Consider the following 20,544-nt stretch of genomic DNA (forward strand, 5'->3'; position numbering starts at 1 on the left):
CAGGCGAAATCATGCCGGTTCCGATACTCAAGCAAGGCACATTTCTCATCGCGTCGGTCCAGTCCGCACTGACCGACGCCGATACCGAGCGCCTGCAAGACGACCTGATGAAGCAGGTCAGCAAATATCGGGCGCACGGCATCATCGTCGACGTCACAGCGATCGATGTCATGGATTCTTTCGCAGCGAGATCGCTGCGTACGATCGCGCACATGACGCAGCTCCGCGGCGCCGAAACGGTCATCGTCGGATTGCAACCCGAAGTCGCGTTCGCCATGGTGCAGCTCGGGCTCACGTTCGAAGACATGCACACAGCCCTCGACCTCGAAGAGGGACTCGCCTGGCTGAACCGCAAGACACCAGCCCGTCGCCAGCGAGATGGTCGTGACAGTGGCCGCTGAGAACTTGGTGATCGCGGTCAGGGTGTCCGGGGACATCGTGATCGCACGACAGGCCGGACGTGAACTGGCAGCCAAGCTCGGATTCTCTCTGACCGATCGAACGATGATCTCGACAGCTATTTCCGAGATTGCTCGCAACATCACCAGTTACGCAGGCAGCGGCGAGATCCGACTGCTCGTCGACGACCGGGAGGGTCGTCAGGCGCTGGTAGTCCAGGCCGAGGACCAGGGGCCCGGCATCCTCGATATCGCCCGCGCGCTGGACGACGGCTATTCGACCGGGCGCGGCCTCGGCCTCGGTCTGCCCGGCGCCCGGCGACTGATGGACCGCATGATCATCGATTCGGCGCCAGGACGCGGCACGTTGGTGGAGATGTGGAAGTGGGTACCCAACGGTGCATGAGGACGGTTTCATCGGCCGAATCGAGTGGGCGGTGGCCGGTCGCGCGCTCCCAGGGCAGCAGGTCAACGGTGATCGCTGCGTGGTCCTCGACGCGGGCAACGGCACCGTGCTTTTCGCCGTCCTCGACGGGCTCGGGCATGGGGCCGCCGCCGCCGACGCCTCCGATCGCGCCGCCCAGGTACTCGCGGAAAACCGCGCCGAACCGCTGGACGTCCTGATGGTGCTATGCCATCGGGCCATGGCCGAAACCCGCGGCGCGGCAGTGTCTTTGGTACTTTTCGACGATTCGGATACGGTGCGCTGGCTCGGCGTCGGGAATGTCGACTCCCAGGTGCTGACGCGCGGTCCCGTCGGGTTGACGATCCGCGCGACAGTGCTGCTGACCGGCGGCATCGTCGGCTATCGGCTACCCCAGAACCTACAACCACAGACTGTCTCGGTGCGCCAGGGCGACCTGCTGTTGATGTCCACCGACGGCATCGTCATCGATTCCCCGGACAGCATCGATCTGTCGAAGTCCACCGCCGAGATCACCGCCGACATCCTTGCCAAACGCGCCAAGGACACCGACGACGCCTTAGTGCTCGCCGCACGTCATCGGGGCGGCCCACCGGATGTGGTGTCATGACCGCCGCGCTCGCCGCATTCCGGGACGCCTACGCGGATGCGCTGCGGCGACACTTGGATTCGCCGACGCAGGCCGGCCTCGCCGAGGGATACGATCTCGGCCGCCGCGCCCTCGTCGAGGGCATCAGCCTGCTCGACCTCACCGAAAACCACTTCCGCGTCGTACAGGCCGCCCAGCAGCCCGCCGACGACCAGGACGCCAAGCTCGCCGAGACGGCACTGGAATTCCTCCTGCAGACCCTCGCCGCGCTGGACATCGCCACCCGAGGGTTCCTCGACGGCAATCGCCGCTACGAGCAACAGCGTTCCCGAGCAGATGATCTCGCGGGCCGCGACGCCTTCCGCACCGCGCTGGTCGAATCACTGCAGGACGGCTTCTTCGTTGCCGACGCGCACGGCACCATCGTCGAGGTCAATTCCGCCTTCGGCGCGCTGACCGGATACGGCGCCGCCGACATCCCCTACCCGCTGCCGCACCCGTGGTCGATGCCGGAGGGGCCGCGCTACCCCGATCTCGGCACCGAGGCGCAGCGTTTCGTCATTCCGATCCAACATCGCGACGGCCGGATCGTCTGGCTGGCGGTGAGCACCAGCGCATTGATCAAGCCGGAGAACAACGAACAGATCTTCGTCGGCACCATCCGCGATGTGACCGCCGAACACGACGCCCAGGCCCGCGATCAGGCCGCCTCCCGGCTGGCCACCGCCGTCGGCGCGGCCACCAGCGTGGTCGAGGTGCTCGCCGTCGGACTGGACGAGCTGCGGCGCACTGTCGGCGCCGAGACGGCGGTGGTTTCGGTCTGGCCGAGCCGAAACACCGGTCCCGAGGTCTACGTCTCCGGCGGGGCGCGGCTCGCGGAACGCTCCGCGAACACCGGCGAGAACCTGCCTGTAGGCGAAACGACCAGGCAATCGACGCCGGACGCACCGGCGCTCGACGCTCGGGCACGCGCGCTGCTCGAACGGGCGCGGCGCAGGCCCGGCCGCAGCCTGATCGCGATCCCGGAGGGCACCGACAGCTCCGAGGGCATTGTCGCCCCGCTCGGCGAAACCGGCGACGCCGCACTGTGGTTGCGCTTCGCCGCACCACGCGCGATCAGCGCCGCGGACTGGACATTGTTCTCCCTGCTCATCGGCCACCTGAGCCTGGCGGTGCAGCGGGCGCGCAACTTCGATCAGGCGCGCTCCACCTCGCTGACACTGCAGCGGGCCATGCTCGGCCCGATCGAGCTGCCACCGCGGTTCTCGGTGCACTACGAGCCCGCGTTGCCGCCATTGGAAATCGGCGGCGACTGGTATGACGTGGTGCCGTTGCGGGACGGGACGATCGGCATCGTGGTCGGTGACTGCGTCGGACGAGGACTGTCCGCCGCTGTCGTGATGGGCCAACTGCGCACGGCCGCACAGACTTTGCTACTCGGCGGCGCGGGTCCGGCACAGTTGCTAGCCGAACTCGACAAGGTCGCGGTGCGCATTCCAGGCGCCATGTGCACCACGGTGTGCGCGGCGGTGCTCGATCCGGTGCGCGGGCTGGTCCGCTACAGCAGCGCCGGCCATATGCCGCCGATCCTGGCCGACGTCGGCCAACCGGGCAGACTGCTGGAAGGCGGTCGATCCGTGCCGCTGGCCACCTTCGAGGTGCCGCGGCGCCCGGAGGCGACGACGGCACTGACCCCAGGCTCGACGTTGGTGCTGTTCACCGATGGCTTGGTCGAACAACGCGGTGTCGACATCGATGACAGCTTCGCGAAGATCTGCGCGGTGCTGGAAGACACTCCTGGCAGGCTGCCGCGCGAGGTGGCCGACGCGGTGCTGTCCCGGCTGCGCCCGGCCGCGGGCTACGACGACGACGTCGCCATGGTGGTGTACCGCCAGCCGCCCGCGCCGCTGCGCCTGGACGTGCCAGCCAACCCGGACCAGCTGTCGGCTATGCGCCGGAGCCTGAAGGCCTGGCTCGCGGCAGCGGCGGTACCGCACGATCTCGCCTCGGACCTGATCGCGGCCGCGAACGAGGCGTGCAGCAACAGCATCGAACACGCCTACCGAAACGGCGCGCTCCCCGCGAGCCGTCCCGTCCGGTCCACGGATGTATCGATGGGACGTGCGACCGGCTCGACAGAACTGCCCGACGCGGGCCGCGTCCAGCTGACGGCCGAATGCGACACCCAGACGGTGGCCATCCTGGTCACCGACACCGGGACATGGAAGCCGCGCTCGGCCGACCCCGGCTATCGCGGCCGCGGCATCGACATGATGCGGGCGCTGACCGAGGAACTCGAGATCGACCACACCGGACCCGGCACCCGCGTGCGCATGTCGGTCACCCTGCCTGCGATCAAATCGCCAGTGGCGAATCCGCTTCGCGGCACGCAGCGCCGTATTTCCAGCTGACACCGACGCCCAGGTCCTGATTTCGCCTACGCCCGGTACTCATTCGAGATCTTTCCCGATCGCGCCCAGACTTCGCCCGACAGCGACCGGGAAATCTCTCGATGCGCGCTGACGCTCTTCCGGCACAAAGAGATTCGCCCGAACTGTCGGAAACCGTCACGCGCGCAATGACAGTCGCGGCGGCTTACTTACGACGGCTGGATGTCCGCCCCGGGTGTGACAGGTCGCCGGTTGTGTCACTCGGAACCGCCATCACGCGGCGCCACCACGCGTCGAGCGGGCTTGGATCGGGCCAGATCACCGCCGCCTGCTCGAATTCGTCATCGTGTTCGGTTCCGCTTCCCTGGACCATCACCGTCTCCTCAGCAGGCAGATACTCCGTACCGGGTACGCCGACGATTTACGGCACCCCAGCTCGAATGCATTACCCGGGCCCCGCCAGCCGAATCAATCTCCCGATTATGGTGCGCAACGAGGGCGCCAGGTCGGACCACGTGGGTCCTACATGCTCCCATTTTAGATCAGTAGCTGTAGAAAGTACGGCGATATGGTGAACGCGGACAACATAATCCGATATCCAACAGCGTGTGCGCACCGATGTACTTACACTGCCGCTTATTCGAGTCCGGTTGTCCTGGTTCGTAACACCTGCTCGCGCTACTGGTCCGAGGTGAATTGGGCGCGCTTGTAGTCGCCGAATGGTTCGTCGCGGTCGGCGACGGCGGCACGGAAGCCCGCCTCGGCGGCGCGCCGCTGGAATGCGTAGCCCTCGCGGGTGTGGCGGGAGATACCGTCGAAGACGGTGCTGATCATGGCCGAGTTGGTGATCCCTTGGGCGTGCAGAGCGCTGTTGAGGGCGAGCTTGACCATGATCAGCTGGTTGATCGGCATCCGGGCGATGCGTTCGAGGAGGTCTTCGGTGCGCTGGTCGAGTTCACCGGCGGGCGGCGCTTCGACGGCAAGACCCCATTCTTCGGCTTGCTTGCCGGTCAGGCAGTCGCCGGTGAGCAGCAGCCGTTTGGCGCGTTGGTCGCCGAGCCGGTGTGCCCACATGCCCGCGGCGGGCACACCCCAGACGCGGGTGGGCGGATAGCCGATCTTGGTGTCGTCGGCGCAGATGATCTGATCCGCGTACAGCGCGATGTCGGTGCCGCCCGCCACGCAGAATCCGTGCAGTTTCGCGACCGTCGGCTTGTTCGCGTGCAACAGGCTGGCGAACCCGCGGTTGAAGCGGCTCATCATCGCGTAGTCGATCATCGGATCCCACGTCGACTCGGGGTTATGGTTGCGGGCCTGCACAATCGGGTCGAGGACGGTGCCGACCGTCGTGCCCTCGGGAGCGTGGTTCTCGTCGATCCCGAAGGCGTTTTCGCCGAACGCGGTCAGGTCGTACCCGCCGCAGAATCCCTTGCCCCGGCCGGACACGAGGATCACGTGCACCCGGGGATCGAGATCGGCGCGTTCGACAGCATCGGCCAGTTCAGTGGGCGTATCCCAGGTGATCGAGTTGCCGTTGGCGGCCCTGTTGAAGGTGATCCGCGCGATGCGGCCGGTCACCTCGTAGGTCAAGGTGCGGTACTCGGCGGCGCGATCGGCAGGGTCCGGCCGCTTCGCGAACAACGAGTCGTCGCCTTCGTTCCAGCTCCTTGTCCATTCTGCGGCGTGAGTTCCGTTATCGGACATGGGTTCTCCTCGTGCGATAGGTCACCGTCGATGACCGCAGCGATCACCGACTGGATTCTCTGAACACTGTTCAGAATAATGAACACTGATCAAGACTGTAGCGTGAGCGGCCGTACCGCAAAGGAGGAGCGATGGTGGACCCGAGCCGCGCCGAGCGCCGCGATGCGGTGAACGAGCTGAAGCGGACGATCATCCTCGACGCCGCGCTGGGCATCTTCGAGGCCGAAGGCCTCCAGGGCGCCAGCATGCGCGCCATCGCCAAAGCCGCCGGCTACACCCCCGGCGCGATCTACGCATACTTCCCCAGCAAGGAACACATCTACGCCGCGGCACTCGGCGAATCCCTCGCTCGACTGCGCGCGGCCACCGAACTCGCCACCCGCACCGGTACCGCGACCGAGCGCTTCATCGCGGCGGGCTTGGCATTCTTCGACTTCTACGACACCAATCCCCGCGACCTGGACCTCGGGTTCTACCTGTTCCGCGGCGGAATACGGCCGCAGGGCCTGTCCGAGGAACTCAACACCGAACTCAACGTGAAGCTCCTAGCCGCCCTCGCACCTCTGCACCTGGCGGCCCTCGATTCCGGAGGCGACACCGACCGAGCCCGACGACTCACCGCCGACGTCCTGGCTCACGCCTCCGGCCTGCTCCTGCTCGCCCACACCGGACGACTGGGCCTGTTCGACCTCGACGCGCGCTCGCTGATGCACGGCCACCTGCGCACGCTGACGGAGACGCTCGGTCCACCCTGACCGACTGACACCGGCGGTCACCCGGCGCTCGAAGCACGCACTTCAGCGGCCGCCGGATCGGGGACTCAGTCGCACACCGCCCCGTAGGACGCCGACCCCACCAGCTTCGAATACTTCGCGAGCACTCCACGGGTATAGCGGGGCGGCAACGGTTCCCAGCCCTCGCGGCGGCGATCGACCTCTGCCGGTTCCACCAGCAGGTCGAGGGTGCCCGCGCCGACATCGAGCCGGATCTGGTCGCCATCGCGCACAAAGGCGATCGGACCGGCGTCGACCGCCTCCGGAGCGACGTGCCCGACGCACAATCCCGTGGTGCCGCCGGAGAACCGTCCGTCGGTGAGCAGCAGCACGTCCTTGCCGAGGCCCGCACCCTTGATGGCCGCGGTGATCGCGAGCATCTCGCGCATCCCCGGACCACCCTTGGGTCCCTCGTACCGGATCACCACCACATCGCCCGCCGCGATCGTGCCGTCCTCCAGCGCATCCATCGCTGACCGTTCGCGGTCGAAAACCCTTGCGGTGCCGATGAATACATCGGAGTCGAAGCCCGCCGACTTGACCACCGCACCGCCCGGTGCGAGCGTGCCGTGGAGGATGGTGATGCCACCGGTCGGATGGATCGGCGACTTCATGGCTCGGACCACCTTGCCGTCGGGGTCCGGCGGGGCGATCTCGGCCAGGTTCTCGGCCACGGTCCGCCCCGTCACAGTGAGGCAGTCGCCGTGCAGCAGCCCGGCATCGAGCAGCGCCTTCATCATCACCGGCACGCCGCCGATCCGATCCACGTCGGTCATCACATGCTTACCGAAGGGCTTGACGTCGGCGAGGTGCGGCACCCGCCGACCGACGCGGGCGAAATCCTCCAGCGTCAGTTCGACATTCGCGTCGTGCGCGATCGCCAGCAGGTGCAGCACCGCGTTGGTGGATCCGCCGAATGCCATCACCACGGCGATAGCGTTCTCGAACGCCTCCTTGGTGAGAATGTCGGCAGTGGTGATCCCCCGCCGCAGCATTTCCACCACGGCCTCGCCACTGCGCCGGGCATAGCCGTCGCGGCGCCGGTCGGTGGCGGGCGGCGCCGCGCTGCCCGGCAGCGACATACCCATCGCCTCGGCCGCGCTGGCCATGGTGTTGGCGGTGTACATGCCGCCGCACGCGCCCTCGCCAGGACAGATAGCCCGCTCGATCGCGTCGACATCCGCGCGGCTCATCAGCCCGCGCGAGCATGCGCCGACCGCTTCGAACGCGTCGATGATCGTCACCTCACGCTCGCTGCCATCGGACAGCTTCGCGATCCCCGGCAGGATCGAGCCCGCATACAAGAACACGCTCGCCAGATTCAACCGCGCCGCCGCCATCAGCATCCCCGGCAGTGACTTGTCACACCCGGCAAGCAGCACCGAGCCGTCGAGACGCTCGGCCTGCATCACCGTCTCGACGCTGTCCGCGATCACCTCCCGCGACACCAGCGAGAAGTGCATGCCCTCGTGCCCCATGGAGATGCCGTCGGACACCGAGATGGTGCCGAACTCCATGGGATAGCCACCCCCGGCGAACACGCCCTCCTTGCTGGCCTTGGCGAGCCGGTCCAGCGACAGATTGCACGGCGTGATCTCGTTCCAGGAAGACGCCACCCCGATCTGCGACTTCCCCCAGTCGCTGTCCCCCATCCCGACCGCGCGCAGCATCCCCCGCGCGGCAGTCTTCTCCAGCCCGTCGGTGACGTCGCGGCTACGTGGCTTGATATCAGGCTCGTTCGGCTCATTGGACACGCCGCTCATCATCCTCCAACCGAATCCCCGAGACCCGCCGACCACGCCGGACAGATCACGCCAGCCCCGAGATCGGCGGGACACTACCGCGTCGACTCTCGACCGAGGCCGCAGCGATGTCCCGTTCGAGCCAGCGATGTAGGCGTGACTCCGGCATTGCCACACAGTGGCTCCGAGGGACCTGGCCTCCTAGGGCAATCCGGGCGGTAGAGTGTGACAGCAGGAAAACTCGCTGGGGCACCCGAACATTGCAGGTTTGCTGCACGTTCTGTGTCAGTACAGCGAGATCGGACGGTTCATGGCAGATTGTGAAGACGTGACCAATACTTCCGGAGACGCGTATCCCCTCGCGGACACGATGACCACCACAGTGACGACGCCCGAGGGCGCGACTGTGCTGACGGTGTCCGGCGAGGTCGACCTGGCGACAGCGCCCGCGCTGGAGGCCGCGATCGAGGGCATTCTCGGTGGAAAACCCGCGGCCCTGATCATCGACCTGTCCGCCGTCAGCTTCCTCGCCTCGGCGGGCATGGCCGCACTTGTCGGAGCGCATCAGCGGGCCGGAGCGTCGACGGCGATCGCCGTTGTCGCCGATGGCCCCGCCACCAGCCGCCAGCTGAAGATGACCAGCCTGGATCAGGTGTTCGCACTGCATTCGACATTGGACCGAGCCCTGGCCTCGTTCCGCTGATCCCGAAGTCGTACAGCCCGCCGCCGAACTGGAGGCGGCGGGCTTCGACCTGCGGACGCGAATGCAGCGAGCGCACTATCCGCACGAAGTCGACACCCACCGCGCCTACCTTTTGGCGCGCCGGGCGGGCGAGGTAAGTCCTCAGCAGAGTTCGCGCAGCTGCTCGATCAGCTTGATCCGCTCGGCGGGCGTCGCGGCCATCGGGACGACGTTCAGCACGGTGACGCCCGCTTCGCGGAAGGCCGCGATCCGCTCCTTGACGTAGCCCGCGGGACCGACGAGGGAGATATCACGCACCAGATCGTCCGGAACGACCTTGGCGGCCTCTTCCTTCTTGCCCGCCAGGTACAGCTCCTGGATGCGGTCTGCCTCGGCGCCGTAGCCGTATTTGGTGGCCAGGGCGTGGTAGAAGTTCTTGCCCTTGGCGCCCATGCCGCCGATGTACAGCGCGAGGTGCGGCTTCACGAATTCCAGCAGCGGCGTGACGTTTTCACCGATAGCCAGCGCCGGTCCGGCGTACACATCCAGCTTGCCCAGGATGGGATCGCGCTTGGCCAGACCGGCATCCAGCGATTCGCCCCAGATTTCCTTCGCCTTCTCCGGCACGAAGAAGATCGGCTGCCAGCCCTCGGCAATCTCCGCGGCAAGCTGCACGTTCTTCGGGCCGAGCGCGGCGAGCAGCACCGGAATACGTTCGCGCACCGGGTGATTGATCAGCTTGAGCGGCTTGCCGAGACCGGTGCCCTCGCCCGCGGGCAGCGGGATCTTGTAGTACTTGCCGTCGTACTCCAGACGCTCGCGGCGCCACACCTTGCGGCAGATTTCCACCAGCTCCCTGGTGCGGCCGATCGGTGAGTCGTAGGCGACGCCGTGGAAGCCTTCGATCACCTGCGGGCCCGACGCGCCGAGGCCGAGCACGTAGCGGCCGTCGGAGACGAAGTCCAGGCCCGCCGCGGTCATCGCGGTCAGGCTGGGGGTGCGCGTGTAGATCTGCAGGATTCCCGAGGCCAGCTGCAAACTGGTGGTCTTGGCGGCCAGATAACCCAGCGCGCTCACGGCGTCGAAGGAGTACGCCTCGGGGACGAAGACGATGTCGAGGCCCGCCTGTTCGAGGTCGGCCACTTCTGCCGCGGCCTCTTTGAAACCGCCCGAGTAGTTGATGCCCAATCCGATCCGCATAGCTGTCAACATAACCGCAGCTACGGACCGGGCGCGCACCGGCCACCCACGCGCGGGCGGTAGCGTAATTGCCGAACTTCCCGTTATCGCCGCAGAAACGAAAGGCCACCCGCCGTGTCGCAGCCCACCACGTCGCCTCAGGAAACTGCACCCTCCTTCGGCGGGGTCACGCTCGCGCAGTACCTGACCGACCTGGCCGCGAAGGTGCCCGCGCCCGGTGGCGGTGCGGTCGCCGCACTACACGCCGCTCAGGGCGCCGCCTTGGTGGCGATGGTCGCCCGCTACACGACCCGCGCCAAGGATGCCGAACACCGCCCGATCGTCGACCGCATCATCGAGGCCGCCGATGCCGCACGTGATCGTGCGCTCGCACTCGCCGACGCCGACGCTGCCGCATTCACCGCCGTCGGCAACGCCTACAAGCTGCCGAAGTCGACCGGAGCGGAAGCCGCGGCACGCACCGAAGCCATCGCCGCCGCGCTGGTCGAGGCGGCCCGCGTGCCCGCCGCCGTGGTCGACGAAGCCGACGAAGTGCTCTCGCTCGCTGCCGAGCTCCTGCCGATCGGCAACCCGAACGTGGTCACCGATATCGGCGCCGCCGCCGACGCTGCCCGCGCCGCGGCCACCAGCTCGCAGCTCAATATCGAAATAAACGTCGCCTCGCTGAGCGCCGCACAGGGCGACCGATTCGCACCCGTGCTGATCCGCATCGAGGAAATCACCGCGCGCGCCGACGCGCTGCATGCAGACGTACTGCACGTCGTGCGCGGCTGAGCCGTTCGACAGGGCCGCGCGCTGAGCGGGCCGCCCGACGGCTCCCATTCGTCGCAGTTGTTTCCGCTGCGAAATACCGGGTACGCGGTTGTTGTAGACGACTACACGCAACCCGGGTGCGGAATTGGTGCCGCATGTAGCGACAACCGGCGCTGTCGACCGCTGCTCTCATGGCGTTATTGATTCGGTACACCGAGTTGATCATGAAGTCCTAGAATGGATTTCTGCCACCACACCATCTAGAAGGGGTGGAGCCATGAGGAGCGCAATCAGATATCTGTTCCTCGCGGCCATGGTTATGGCCTTGGCCGCGTTCGGGTCCGGAACAGCATTCGCGACTTCGATCGGAACACCATCGGCTGCCTCGGTAGCGGCCGTCACACCATCGGCCGGACAAGAAGTCGGCATCGCTCATCCGATCACGATCCAGTTCAAGGCCGCTGTCGTGGACCGCGCCCGCGCCGAACGAACCATCGACATCAAGTCCACCCGATCACTCGCAGGCACGTTCGCATGGACGAACGACCGCGAAGTGACATGGACACCAACGGGATTCCTGCCCGCTCGTTCACCGATCTCGGTTCGAATAGGCAGCGCGCGAACGGAATTCAGAACCAATGCCGGTGTGGTCGCGGACGCCGACATGTCCAACCACACCTTCACGGTCACCGTTGGCGGGCAGGCGCCGCGCACGATGCCCGCCTCGATGGGCAAGCCGGGCTACGAAACCCCAACCGGCACTTTCCCGATTCTCGAGATGTTCCGCTCGGTCGTCTTCGACTCTCGCACCATCGGCATCCCGTTGAGCTCGCCGGAGGGTTACGTCATCAACGGCGAATACGCCGAACGCCTCACCTGGGGTGGCGTTTTCGTCCACTCGGCCCCCTGGTCGGTGGATTCCCAGGGCTACGCGAACGTCAGCCACGGCTGCATCAACCTCGCACCCGACGACGCGGCCTGGTACTACGAAATCGCCAGCATCGGCGACCCGGTCCGCGTGCACTGGTGAGGTGTGGCTGCGCGAATGCGTTGTCGCCCTGACTGATCGAGTACCTGAAGCACGACTGGCACAGGGTAGTCGGATGACACGGCCCGGCCCCTTCGCTTGCAATGCGGTCGACGCGCAGTATCCTGCGGAACTATCAGAGTGGGGAACGAACCTGACGGTATGAGCTGATGAAGGTGGGGCGATGGATCGACCGGACATGCGAAGGCGGCCCGAGGGGGCCTACGGGGGCGACTGGTCCGAGTGGGTCCACCGACTACCGGCCGAAGAGCCGCCGCGCGCCGCGGACTACGGCACCGACGACGATGACGTCTTCGCGCGTCTGATCGATCGGTCGCGGGGGCGTCGGCGGTGGTATCAGCTCCCGAATGGCAGTCGGCGTTGGATGCCCGCGCTCCTCGGATCCCTCGGCGCCGCCGCACTCCTCGCCACGGCCCTCGTCCAGTTCCGCGGCACGCCGGCGCCGGCGCCGACCGCCACGTCCAACCCGACCGACGTCCCGGTATCGGCAACCATTCCCGCCACGCGATGTCCCGCCGAAAGAGTCGGCAATCGCATCCAGGGCAACGGCGTGGGCGGCGTCGACTCCGGCCCGGCCGCAATCCTCGCCTTCCAATACGCCTACTACGTGACACGCTCCAGCGAACAGGCCCGCGCTGTCGTAGCCCCCAACGCCGCCGTCTCCGCCGCCGCCGACATCCAACACGGCATCGATACCATCCCCGCGGGTACCACGCATTGCGTCACCATCACCCCAGGAGCCTTCGTCGGCCAATACCTCGTCCAGGTCAGCGAACAGCGCCCCAATGCGCGGCCCGTCGCCTACAACGCCCAACTGGTGACCACCGCCCGCGCAGGAAACAAGACGCTCATTACCGGTATCGCACCGGCCGAGTAGTCAGTCCATACCAGGTCCACAGCACCGTCCGAGTGCGATATCGGGCGCGGGTCATACTTTGGGCGAACCGGTTATATACCCAAGTCGGTTGTGCGGCACCGGGTCGAGCGAGAATCCTGGCTCGGTGACCGATAGCATCGCATCCATGCGCCCAGGTCCGGTGCCGCCACCGCTTGGGGTGTGGCAGCAGAGCTGGCGACTGGTGGTCGTTGTGGGGATCGGCGCGGCATCGTGGATCGTGACAGCGAACGCACTGCCCCCGGACATCGATCCGCGGCTGTCGGGGTGGTTGTTCGTGGCAGACCCGATCATCGGCGCGATCTGCCTGGCCCTGGTCATGTTCCGCCGCCGCTATCCGGTCATTGTCGCCGCCGTGGTGACGGCTACCTCCGCCGTGTCCACCTCGGCCAGCGGAGCCGCAGCGCTGGCGCAGTGTTCGCTGGCGACGCGGCGACGTTATGCGGAAATAGTCCCCGTCGCGGTAGGCAACGTGCTCGCTGGGCTGGCGATCACCGCCCTCTACCCGGCCCTCAACCCGGAGGCCGCCGGGACGCCGCAATCGTTCTGGTCCACGCTGATTTTCCTCATCATTGCCGCGGCAGGCATCGTGGCGATCGGTTTCGCGATCGGCGCGCGCCGCGAGGTGGTGTGGTCGCTGCAGCAGCGAGCGGAGATAGCCGAACGCGAGCAGGTCGCTCGCGCCGCCGAGGCCAGGATTCTGGAACGGCACCGGATCGCCCGCGAAATGCACGACGTGCTCGCACACCGGATTTCGCTCGTCGCCATGCAGGCCGGAGTGCTCAGCTATCGCACCGACCTGGCCACCGACCAGGTCGTGGCCATCGCGAAGACCATCGCCGACAATTCGCGCCAGGCGCTGGAGGAACTACGCGATGTGCTCGGGGTGCTGCGGGCCGACGAGCTGACCGCCACCGACCCTCCGGAGCCGCCGCAACCCTCACTCGCCGCGCTCCCCACCCTGGTCGCCGATGCGCGCATCGCGGGCATGGCCGTCACGCTCACCGACAACACGGCCGGTGAGCCGCCCGTGACAAGCGCTCGCACCGCCTACCGCATCGTGCAGGAGGGTCTCACCAACGTCGGTAAGCATGCGCCGGGCGCGACGGTGTGGGTCGGCATCGAAGGCTGCGCGGGACAGGAACTGACGGTGACCGTCCTCGACTCCGGAGCCCCTCGACCCGCCGCTTCCGCGCCCGCGTCCGGATACGGCCTGCTCGGCCTTGCCGAACGCGCCGAATTGATCGGCGGCGCACTGTCGTTCGGCGCTGACGAGCGCGGCGGCTTCCTGCTGCGTGCCACACTGCCGTGGCATACCTCGAATGGGAAGCAGAACCGATGAATTCCGCTGTGCTACCAACGATTCGGGTTGTCGACGTCGATGACGACCAACTCGTGCGTGCCGCGCTGATGCTCATCCTGGAAGGCGACAACGAACTACTCGTCGTCGGGGAGGCGGCCGACGGCGCCGAAGCTGTCGAGGTGATCCGCGAGCGGCACCCTGACGTCGTGCTCATGGATATCCGGATGCCCAACCGCGACGGGTTGAGTGCCACCGCCGAGATCCTCACCTGGCGCAGTCCGCCGCGCATCGTCGTGCTGACGACCTTCGACTCCGACGATATGGTGCTACGCGCGCTGCGACTGGCCCTCATCATCCGGGACGCCGACGACTGAGTCGTCCAGCATGTTCGTCGCACTACCCGTCGCATCGGCTGCGGTCACCCGTCGACCTGCTGCGCACCGCGAACACCGTCACCACCAGCAACGCCATCAGCTCCAGCACGTTCCAGGGAATCGCATCTGCGGTGGGTTCGGCGGTCGTCGGGTGTGGGAGCCAGGGTGACGATGCGATGACCGGTCTATCCACCGTGATCGGGGGTGCGGCGGCAGGCTCGGGCGCGGGCTCGGTGACTGCGGAGAGCTGCGGTATGACCGGTGGTGGGGCGAGCAGCAGCGGAATGCCCGGCGCGGGCGGCGGGCTGCCCGGCAACAAGAGCAGACATGTCAACAGTGCGCTGCCAGTGGCGGCGCTGCCGACGACCACACTGCCGAGCCCCGATCCGCCGCTGGAGCCGGAGCCGATCAGCGCACTGCCCGTTCCACTGCCGGTGGCCAGCCCGAGGAGGACTCCTGTGGCACCGACGGCAGCGCTGCCGGTGCACGCCAGCTCGACACTGCCCTGGTCGAGGCCGAGCGTCTCGGCCGAACTGACCGACGCCGCAGCCACTTCGGGATCCGCAGCCAGTAGTGGTCGTTCGGCGCTGCCGGTGCCGACCGGCCTACCGCCGATCGGCACGCTGAGCGAGCCTGAACTCAAAGCAGTTGCGGCATCCGCACTTCCAGTCGAAACACCGTACACGCCGAAACTCGAGGCGGTTGCAGGGTCCGCACTTCCAGTCGAGATGCCAGGGATGCCGAGACTCGAAGATGTTCCAGAATCCCCACCTCCGGTCGGACCATGAGTGGCTTCCTGCGCTGCACTTCCGGTCGCGATGCCGTCGACGAGCGGCTGCCACGGCGGCGGCGGGTCGGCGGCAGCGATCGATAGCCTGCCCGCGAGCAGCACCACCGCTAACGGGAGCGAAGCCGCGACGCGCAGACAGCCTGTACGCCTTCGTATTCGCGGCACACCGGTTCCGAATGCCATTGGCAGATACCCCATCCGTCGGCTGGTCCGTGCTGTTTCCGAGCGTCGAACACACTCGCTACGTGATCTGCTGGTAGCGCGATAGCGCCAACTCGAAGGCATCTTTCGGGACAGCGTTCCCACCCGAGAACGGGTGGTCCAGATTGTGGATCTCCAGAATCGCGGCGCCGACCACGACACCGAGCAACGCGATCATCAGGACGCTGCGCTTGGTGACCCGAACACCGGACAACACCGGACTCAGCAGCAGCAGAATTGTGCCGAAATACAAGGCCAGGTATAGGAATCCGGGAATCCCGTACCCCACAGCGAGCGCACGATCGTGACGTGCGCCAGCGACCCGGTCGAGGCTCGCCAAGGCAGTGGCGCGCAGGTTGGTGACATACGGGTCCGTCGACCGCATCGAATCCACGTTGCCGCGAAGGGTATCGAGGGTATCTTGGGCCTGCTGACTGAGGTGACCGTCGCGATCCATCACAGTCCACTCCTGGTCGACGACCTGAGTTGTGTAGTCACGCACCAAGCCTTGGATCCGACGATGCTCGGGATCCGGCATGGCGTGCGCCGCCGTATAGGTGTCGATGAGCGACTTGGCCTCGGCGACAGTGTAACTGCGCGCGGTCTGGTACTGCTGCCAGCAGATGATTATCACGAAGGCGACCGTCGCCGCGAAAAACGTCTTGATCAGATCGAAGACCAGTGTCCCGGCGGCTTCGTCACCTGTCTGCCGCCACGAGTCCGGCCGCAGCCGGTCTCCCAGCACGAACACAAGAACCGCAAAGGCCGCAACCCCGACCGCCACGATCAATTCCCTTGCCATATCAGCGATCCCACCTTCCGCACGACCGACATGCGTGCCTCGGACATAGGTCAAGAACCGCCGAGGGATACCCTCGGAGCGCGATCGGAGGAAGCTTCGATCAACAGGTATTCGGGGCGGCGGGCCCGAAGGATGACGCGATTGCGAGAACGGCCACTCCCATCGGTGTAGCGCCGTCCTCGTAACCCGCCGCCAGGCCAAGTCCCCGAATGACCGGCGCTCACAGGTTGAGGGCACGGCCCGGGCCGGCACCGTCGGATGGCTAGAGCGTGCCCCCAGCACGAAGCCCACGCAATACGATGTGAGTTGAATGTCGAGGGGCCCGAACTTGATTCGGTTCACCCCCTTCAGCATTCATGGGTGGTGCGATATTCACCGGGTGAGTGCGGCGCAACCGCTGTCGAACGGCCTGCCGTCGAATTGTGCCTGCAGGAAGGGCAGCGTGGCCGAGTTGAACAAGGCACCGCTCACGAAATGGTCGGCGCCCGGATATTCCTCGTAGCGAACCGCAACACCACGGCGGCAGTATTCGGCGGCCAGTGCGCGCTCGTCCGCAGCCACGATGACACCGTCACCGATCCCGTCGGAATTGCCGCCGCCGAGGAACAGTGGACCTTTCGGGGTGCCTGTGCTGCCCATGCGTCCCTGTTCGATCATCGGCGCGAAGGCTGGGACGGAACGGTAATCCTGATACTGCGGTTGCAGTAGCTGTTCGATCCGCAGGCCAGGGAATTTGGGACCGTCGGCTGCGCACTGGTCTGCGACCTGAGCGAACACTTGCTTGCCGTAATCCGACAGGTAGGCAGTCATATCGATGCCGAATCCCCGCGCCGAGCCTTCCAGCACATACGGCAGTATCGTCGCCCAGTCCTGTTTGCCATTGATGTAGGCGACGGTGTTGGCGAGATCGACCGGATAACCACCTATCGCGGCACCCACGATATCGAGCTCGGGCGCATAGGTCGGCGCCAGTTCCGCCGCGTACTCGGTAGCGATCGAACCACCGGAGAAACCGGACATGCCGACCGGCGTCGATGACGGGGCGCTGAGGGCATTCAACGCGGCGCGGATACCGTCCAGCGTGGCGTATCCCGATTTGCGTCCCGCCCCGTAGGCCAGCTCCGTACCCTCGTAGTCGCTTGTGACAATGGTGAATCCGGCCGCCAGGTAGGCCGCAAAGAGCGGCGTGTCCGCCACCGCGAGTGCCCCGCCGCCGCGCAGTGTGTAGGAAGGATCGCAGCGCGCGCCGAGCGCATCGTAAGCGCCCTGGTACGACACGATTCGAAGCACGCCCGAAGTCGTGGGCGGTCGGATGATGGTGGCCACCGTCGCGGCGGGCTCACCGCGCTGCCCGGTTGTCCGATACAGCACCTGGGTGGCCTCGAGCGGCAGCTGCGTACCCGTGGGGGCGAGCCCGACGGTTCGTGTCTTCAGCACGGTCCCCGGTGCGATATTCGCCAGCGAACCCGCGGCACGGTAGAACGGGTCGTCCGTCGGCAACAGCAGGGCGGTATCAGCGCGCGCCGCCGGTCCTTCGGCAAACGAAAACATCGGTAGCACAGCCAGTGTCGCCAACATCGCCACGGTGCGCCGCCACCGCGAACGCGGGCGCAATACCTCGTTCATTACTGGATATCTCTCATTCTGTTGTCCCCCAGGCGATCTCAACTCACACCCGACGTTAACGGTCCATCGGGTAATCGTCATGACCACATTTCTGGTGGGCGGCGAATATCGCTTTGCGTGCTCCGACAAGCCATCCGCAGCGCTCGGACCAGTACCCAGGCCGGTCCTGGATCACAACCTGGATCAACCAGGGTGGGGAACTCGCTGGCGATGCCGCCGTCACCGTCGAACATCGACAGCCACTACCGTCGCGTCGCGCCGCGTGTCGGGAAGGCTCGGCACGCCACTGAATCGAGTCCTGTTGAGCAAGAATCTTTTTCAGGTGCGGATGCTCTCCTCAGCCGTTAGTACATGGCGCCTGAGCAGGGCGATGATGACCGGCCGACGCCGCCGGGGCCAGAACAGCGTGGAGGCATTGCCTCGGACCGAGTCTGCACGGACGTCGCCGACTATTCCGCCGACGGACGCTGCATTGCTCTCGATATCGATCACCACAATGAATCGCGGTCAAAACCCCAACACCATGTCGTAAGCCGTGAATTGGTTGACGCTGAGGGTGCGGGATCCGTGCCTATCGGGCCGCCGCTCCGCCGGTCCGCCGCTCCTCTGCGGCAACGATTACCGGGTAAGGATGTAGCCGTCGCGTGGGCGATGGTCGCGGGAGCGGCGCAGGTCGGCGACGGCGAAGGTGCGTTGCAACCAACGGTCTGCTCCGTCGTAACGGGGTTGGAATGCGGTGCGGCCGTGGACTGTTACCCGATTGTCCACGATGACCATGTCGCCGGGCGTGAGCTTCGTGGTGCGGGCGACGGTGTTGCAGGCTTGGCCGAATTCGGCCAGTGCCGCTTCGGCCCGCGGCGTCAGCGCTGTGGTCGCGATCGTGGCCATCCGGATGTCCGGGTCTTCGACCGCTCCGGACAGCACCGGCTGCGGCGAGCGCGCTCCGCTGTCCGGAGGGAAAGAGGGCGGCGGTGCAGTGACGAATTCTGGTGCGAACAGCGCTTCCCGGCTGGCTGCCGTCAGCAGTGGCAGCACTTCACGAGTGCAGGCGGTGCGCAGACCGGCGATCCGATCGTGATCGGCACGCAGGCACAGGAGTAGCACGTAGTCGGGTTCGTGCTGGTGAAAGGCGTTCTCGTTGTGGAAGGTCAGCAAAACCGAACCGGCGTTTCCCGAGAATGTCTCCTTGCCACGTATCGGCACAACATCCTGCACAAGGGCACCGGACTTCTCGGCCAGGTACGCGGCGGGGTCGCCGAGCCCGCACGCAACCATGGTGAGCACCGCCGCCGCAACCGACGCTGCACGCTGCACCGAATCCGGCACCGAGGGCGTGGCAGGCAGCATCGCCTCGTCGACCGGCAGGCCGTGGATAACCAGCGACCCTCGTAGTCCCGAGCGCCGCCGGAACTGGCGCACGCTGCGCCGCAGCGGAAGTGGCAGCGCATCCCAGGCATCCCGGGCGCGTGCCACCCATTCGGGGGCGTCCACCTGGTCGTGCTGACCGGCACACAGAGTACGAGCCAGGTGGTCGACCTCGGCCGTGTCAGCGGGGGCCAACTCCAGGTCGGCGATGTCGACGACAGCAGTATCGGCGATCTCGTGCATAGCGCTCTTTCCTGGTCGGCGCCCCAGCGTCAGGGCGCCGATTTCGACTACTCATGAGTGCCGTAGGGCTGACACGGCGTCAGCGATGTAGTGGTCCCCGAATCTGATCAGTGGCGCGTACTGGGCCGCCCGTCGGTGCCGCATCAGTCGAAGCTCGCCGACGGCATTGTCCGGGCCGGTGGGCAACTGTGCGATGGAGCGGCGCAGCCGCACCATCGAATAGGCAAGCGTGACATGACGTTCGCTGTCCACAATGTCGGCCTCGAGCAAAGCGTCCCGGGCCGCGGCAAGTTCCGGATCGCGGGCAACCAACTGCTCGTAGGAGTCCGGAACCACTCTCAGCAGGTCCTTCATCGCGCCGCGGAACGTCTTGTAACCGCGATGCTGGCGCCCGCTCAACGGGATCGCTACATCCGGAGGCTGCATAGTGGGGCGGATGGTCGCTACGTAGTAGTCGACCGGGATCGTGCTGGCGTGGGTCATCGCCGCGGGAAAGCCGCGCACGTACGTGGTCGCATGTTCGAGCCGCGCCAACGCGGCGTCGGCCGCTCCGTCACGCAGATAATGCGCGGCATCGGTCACCGCGACCGCCGCGCAGATGTTGAACAGCACGTGCACCTGGTGCCCGACGAGCCACCGGGCCGTCCACTCACTCTCCAACGAGACTCCGTCAGCCACAGCTGGAATCGGCAGGGCGTCAAGGGGCGGGCCCTCGGATACCGCGGCACCGGTCAGGTCGAGCACGACCTGCCGCATACCCGCGACCTCGACCGCCAAGTCGGCGCCCGACAGCGGAGCTCTGCACAGGTCTCGCAGACCGCGATAGGCGACCAGGACACCATGCAGGGCCGCCTGCTGATCAGACAGGTCCACCTCACGGACCCGAAAGAACAACTGACTCACCGACTCTGCGGGCAAACTCTCACCGACGACCGGCTCTGCCTCCGCCGACAGAACGCTCACCAACTCGCCAGCAGCGGCAACCGCTCGCTGTAAGGCTGTGGTGCGCTCGACCGGACCGGCGTGGGTAGGCACTTCGGCCAGCGCCACCGCGGTCCGCCGCGCCTCGGCCTGAACACCGGCACTCAGGTTCGGGACGGTGCCCCCGTCCCTCAATCCCCGGAATACCGCCACTGGCGGGTGCGGGGCTGAAACCGAGGTACCCATACTTGAAGGGTATCCCGGGACAAGGCCGCGCGCAGGAGCTTGCCCCTCACCACCCCGACGAATTCCCTTGCCCGG

19 protein-coding genes are annotated in these 20,544 nt (G+C 66.5%); 11 read left to right on the top strand and 8 right to left on the bottom strand.

What is annotated here, in order from left to right; translation table 11 throughout:
- Window positions 1-11 precede the first annotated feature (11 nt).
- Genes ACFQZZ_RS17145 through ACFQZZ_RS17160 form a run of 4 tightly spaced genes read left to right on the top strand, consistent with a single transcriptional unit; the run spans window position 12 to window position 3,822 of the window.
- Window positions 12-401, top strand: coding sequence for an STAS domain-containing protein (locus ACFQZZ_RS17145; protein WP_328400287.1), 390 nt, complete (start codon window positions 12-14; stop codon window positions 399-401).
- The gene (locus ACFQZZ_RS17150) at window positions 379-804 is read left to right on the top strand and encodes an ATP-binding protein (protein ID WP_378681105.1); all 426 of its coding nucleotides are present in this window, start codon (window positions 379-381) and stop codon (window positions 802-804) included. Before ACFQZZ_RS17145 ends, ACFQZZ_RS17150 begins: the two co-directional genes overlap by 23 nt.
- Window positions 797-1,432 carry a SpoIIE family protein phosphatase gene (locus ACFQZZ_RS17155; protein ID WP_378681108.1) on the top strand — a complete coding sequence of 212 codons (636 nt, stop codon included), beginning with the start codon at window positions 797-799 and terminating at the stop codon, window positions 1,430-1,432. The genes ACFQZZ_RS17150 and ACFQZZ_RS17155 overlap by 8 nt, the downstream gene beginning before the upstream one ends.
- The gene (locus tag ACFQZZ_RS17160) at window positions 1,429-3,822 is read left to right on the top strand and encodes a SpoIIE family protein phosphatase (protein WP_378681111.1); all 2,394 of its coding nucleotides are present in this window, start codon (window positions 1,429-1,431) and stop codon (window positions 3,820-3,822) included. Before ACFQZZ_RS17155 ends, ACFQZZ_RS17160 begins: the two co-directional genes overlap by 4 nt.
- 657 nt (window positions 3,823-4,479) lie before the next feature.
- Here ACFQZZ_RS17160 and ACFQZZ_RS17165 read toward each other — a convergent pair.
- Window positions 4,480-5,505 carry a crotonase/enoyl-CoA hydratase family protein gene (locus ACFQZZ_RS17165; protein ID WP_378681114.1) on the bottom strand — a complete coding sequence of 342 codons (1,026 nt, stop codon included), beginning with the start codon at window positions 5,503-5,505 and terminating at the stop codon, window positions 4,480-4,482.
- A 131-nt stretch (window positions 5,506-5,636) separates the two neighbouring features.
- Here ACFQZZ_RS17165 and ACFQZZ_RS17170 point away from each other — a divergent pair, with 131 nt between their 5' ends.
- Window positions 5,637-6,260: a TetR/AcrR family transcriptional regulator gene (locus tag ACFQZZ_RS17170; protein ID WP_378681117.1), complete on the top strand. Its 624-nt coding sequence runs from the start codon at window positions 5,637-5,639 to the stop codon at window positions 6,258-6,260.
- A gap of 65 nt (window positions 6,261-6,325) precedes the next feature.
- Here the strand turns inward: ACFQZZ_RS17170 and ilvD are convergent, their stop codons facing one another.
- A complete protein-coding gene (ilvD, locus tag ACFQZZ_RS17175; RefSeq protein WP_378681854.1) occupies window positions 6,326-8,041 on the bottom strand; it encodes a dihydroxy-acid dehydratase in 1,716 nt (571 codons plus the stop codon).
- Window positions 8,042-8,390: 349 nt separating this feature from the next.
- Between ilvD and ACFQZZ_RS17180 the strand changes: the two genes are divergently transcribed.
- Window positions 8,391-8,723 (top strand): STAS domain-containing protein, encoded by a 333-nt coding sequence (locus tag ACFQZZ_RS17180; RefSeq protein ID WP_378681857.1) that lies wholly within the window; start codon window positions 8,391-8,393, stop codon window positions 8,721-8,723.
- 141 nt (window positions 8,724-8,864) lie between these two features.
- Here ACFQZZ_RS17180 and ACFQZZ_RS17185 read toward each other — a convergent pair whose 3' ends face one another.
- Window positions 8,865-9,902 carry an LLM class F420-dependent oxidoreductase gene (locus ACFQZZ_RS17185; protein WP_378681120.1) on the bottom strand — a complete coding sequence of 346 codons (1,038 nt, stop codon included), beginning with the start codon at window positions 9,900-9,902 and terminating at the stop codon, window positions 8,865-8,867.
- Between the two features lie 114 nt (window positions 9,903-10,016).
- Between ACFQZZ_RS17185 and ACFQZZ_RS17190 the strand changes: the two genes are divergently transcribed.
- The 5 genes from ACFQZZ_RS17190 (at window position 10,017) to ACFQZZ_RS17210 (ending at window position 14,275) form a co-directional block, all read left to right on the top strand.
- Window positions 10,017-10,676, top strand: coding sequence for a cyclodeaminase/cyclohydrolase family protein (locus tag ACFQZZ_RS17190; protein WP_378681123.1), 660 nt, complete (start codon window positions 10,017-10,019; stop codon window positions 10,674-10,676).
- Window positions 10,677-10,932: 256 nt separating this feature from the next.
- The gene (locus tag ACFQZZ_RS17195) at window positions 10,933-11,685 is read left to right on the top strand and encodes a L,D-transpeptidase family protein (protein WP_378681126.1); all 753 of its coding nucleotides are present in this window, start codon (window positions 10,933-10,935) and stop codon (window positions 11,683-11,685) included.
- Window positions 11,686-11,866: 181 nt separating this feature from the next.
- The gene (locus ACFQZZ_RS17200) at window positions 11,867-12,580 is read left to right on the top strand and encodes a hypothetical protein (RefSeq protein WP_378681129.1); all 714 of its coding nucleotides are present in this window, start codon (window positions 11,867-11,869) and stop codon (window positions 12,578-12,580) included.
- A 124-nt stretch (window positions 12,581-12,704) separates the two neighbouring features.
- Window positions 12,705-13,940: a sensor histidine kinase gene (locus ACFQZZ_RS17205; protein WP_378681132.1), complete on the top strand. Its 1,236-nt coding sequence runs from the start codon at window positions 12,705-12,707 to the stop codon at window positions 13,938-13,940.
- On the top strand, window positions 13,937-14,275 hold the full coding sequence (locus tag ACFQZZ_RS17210) for a response regulator transcription factor (protein ID WP_378681135.1): 339 nt from the start codon (window positions 13,937-13,939) through the stop codon (window positions 14,273-14,275). The genes ACFQZZ_RS17205 and ACFQZZ_RS17210 overlap by 4 nt, the downstream gene beginning before the upstream one ends.
- Before the next feature lie 22 nt (window positions 14,276-14,297).
- On the opposite strand, the gene ACFQZZ_RS17215 is transcribed toward ACFQZZ_RS17210, so the two are convergent.
- The 5 genes from ACFQZZ_RS17215 to ACFQZZ_RS17235 all read right to left on the bottom strand — a co-directional run bounded on the left by ACFQZZ_RS17215 (window position 14,298) and on the right by ACFQZZ_RS17235 (window position 20,469).
- Window positions 14,298-14,918, bottom strand: coding sequence for a hypothetical protein (locus ACFQZZ_RS17215; RefSeq protein ID WP_378681138.1), 621 nt, complete (start codon window positions 14,916-14,918; stop codon window positions 14,298-14,300).
- Between the two features lie 388 nt (window positions 14,919-15,306).
- Complete coding sequence (locus tag ACFQZZ_RS17220; RefSeq protein ID WP_378681141.1) at window positions 15,307-16,068, bottom strand: DUF4239 domain-containing protein; 762 nt, start codon at window positions 16,066-16,068, stop codon at window positions 15,307-15,309.
- A 372-nt stretch (window positions 16,069-16,440) separates the two neighbouring features.
- Window positions 16,441-17,694 (bottom strand): lipase family protein, encoded by a 1,254-nt coding sequence (locus ACFQZZ_RS17225; RefSeq protein WP_378681143.1) that lies wholly within the window; start codon window positions 17,692-17,694, stop codon window positions 16,441-16,443.
- A 618-nt stretch (window positions 17,695-18,312) separates the two neighbouring features.
- Window positions 18,313-19,302, bottom strand: a complete 990-nt coding sequence (locus tag ACFQZZ_RS17230; protein WP_378681146.1) for a TauD/TfdA family dioxygenase — start codon at window positions 19,300-19,302, stop codon at window positions 18,313-18,315.
- A 51-nt stretch (window positions 19,303-19,353) separates the two neighbouring features.
- Entirely contained in the window at window positions 19,354-20,469 is a 1,116-nt protein-coding gene (locus ACFQZZ_RS17235) for a hypothetical protein (protein WP_378681149.1), read from the bottom strand.
- Window positions 20,470-20,544 lie beyond the last annotated feature (75 nt).

Source organism: Nocardia sp. GCM10030253, from assembly GCF_042675075.1.
Taxonomy (GTDB): domain Bacteria; phylum Actinomycetota; class Actinomycetes; order Mycobacteriales; family Mycobacteriaceae; genus Nocardia.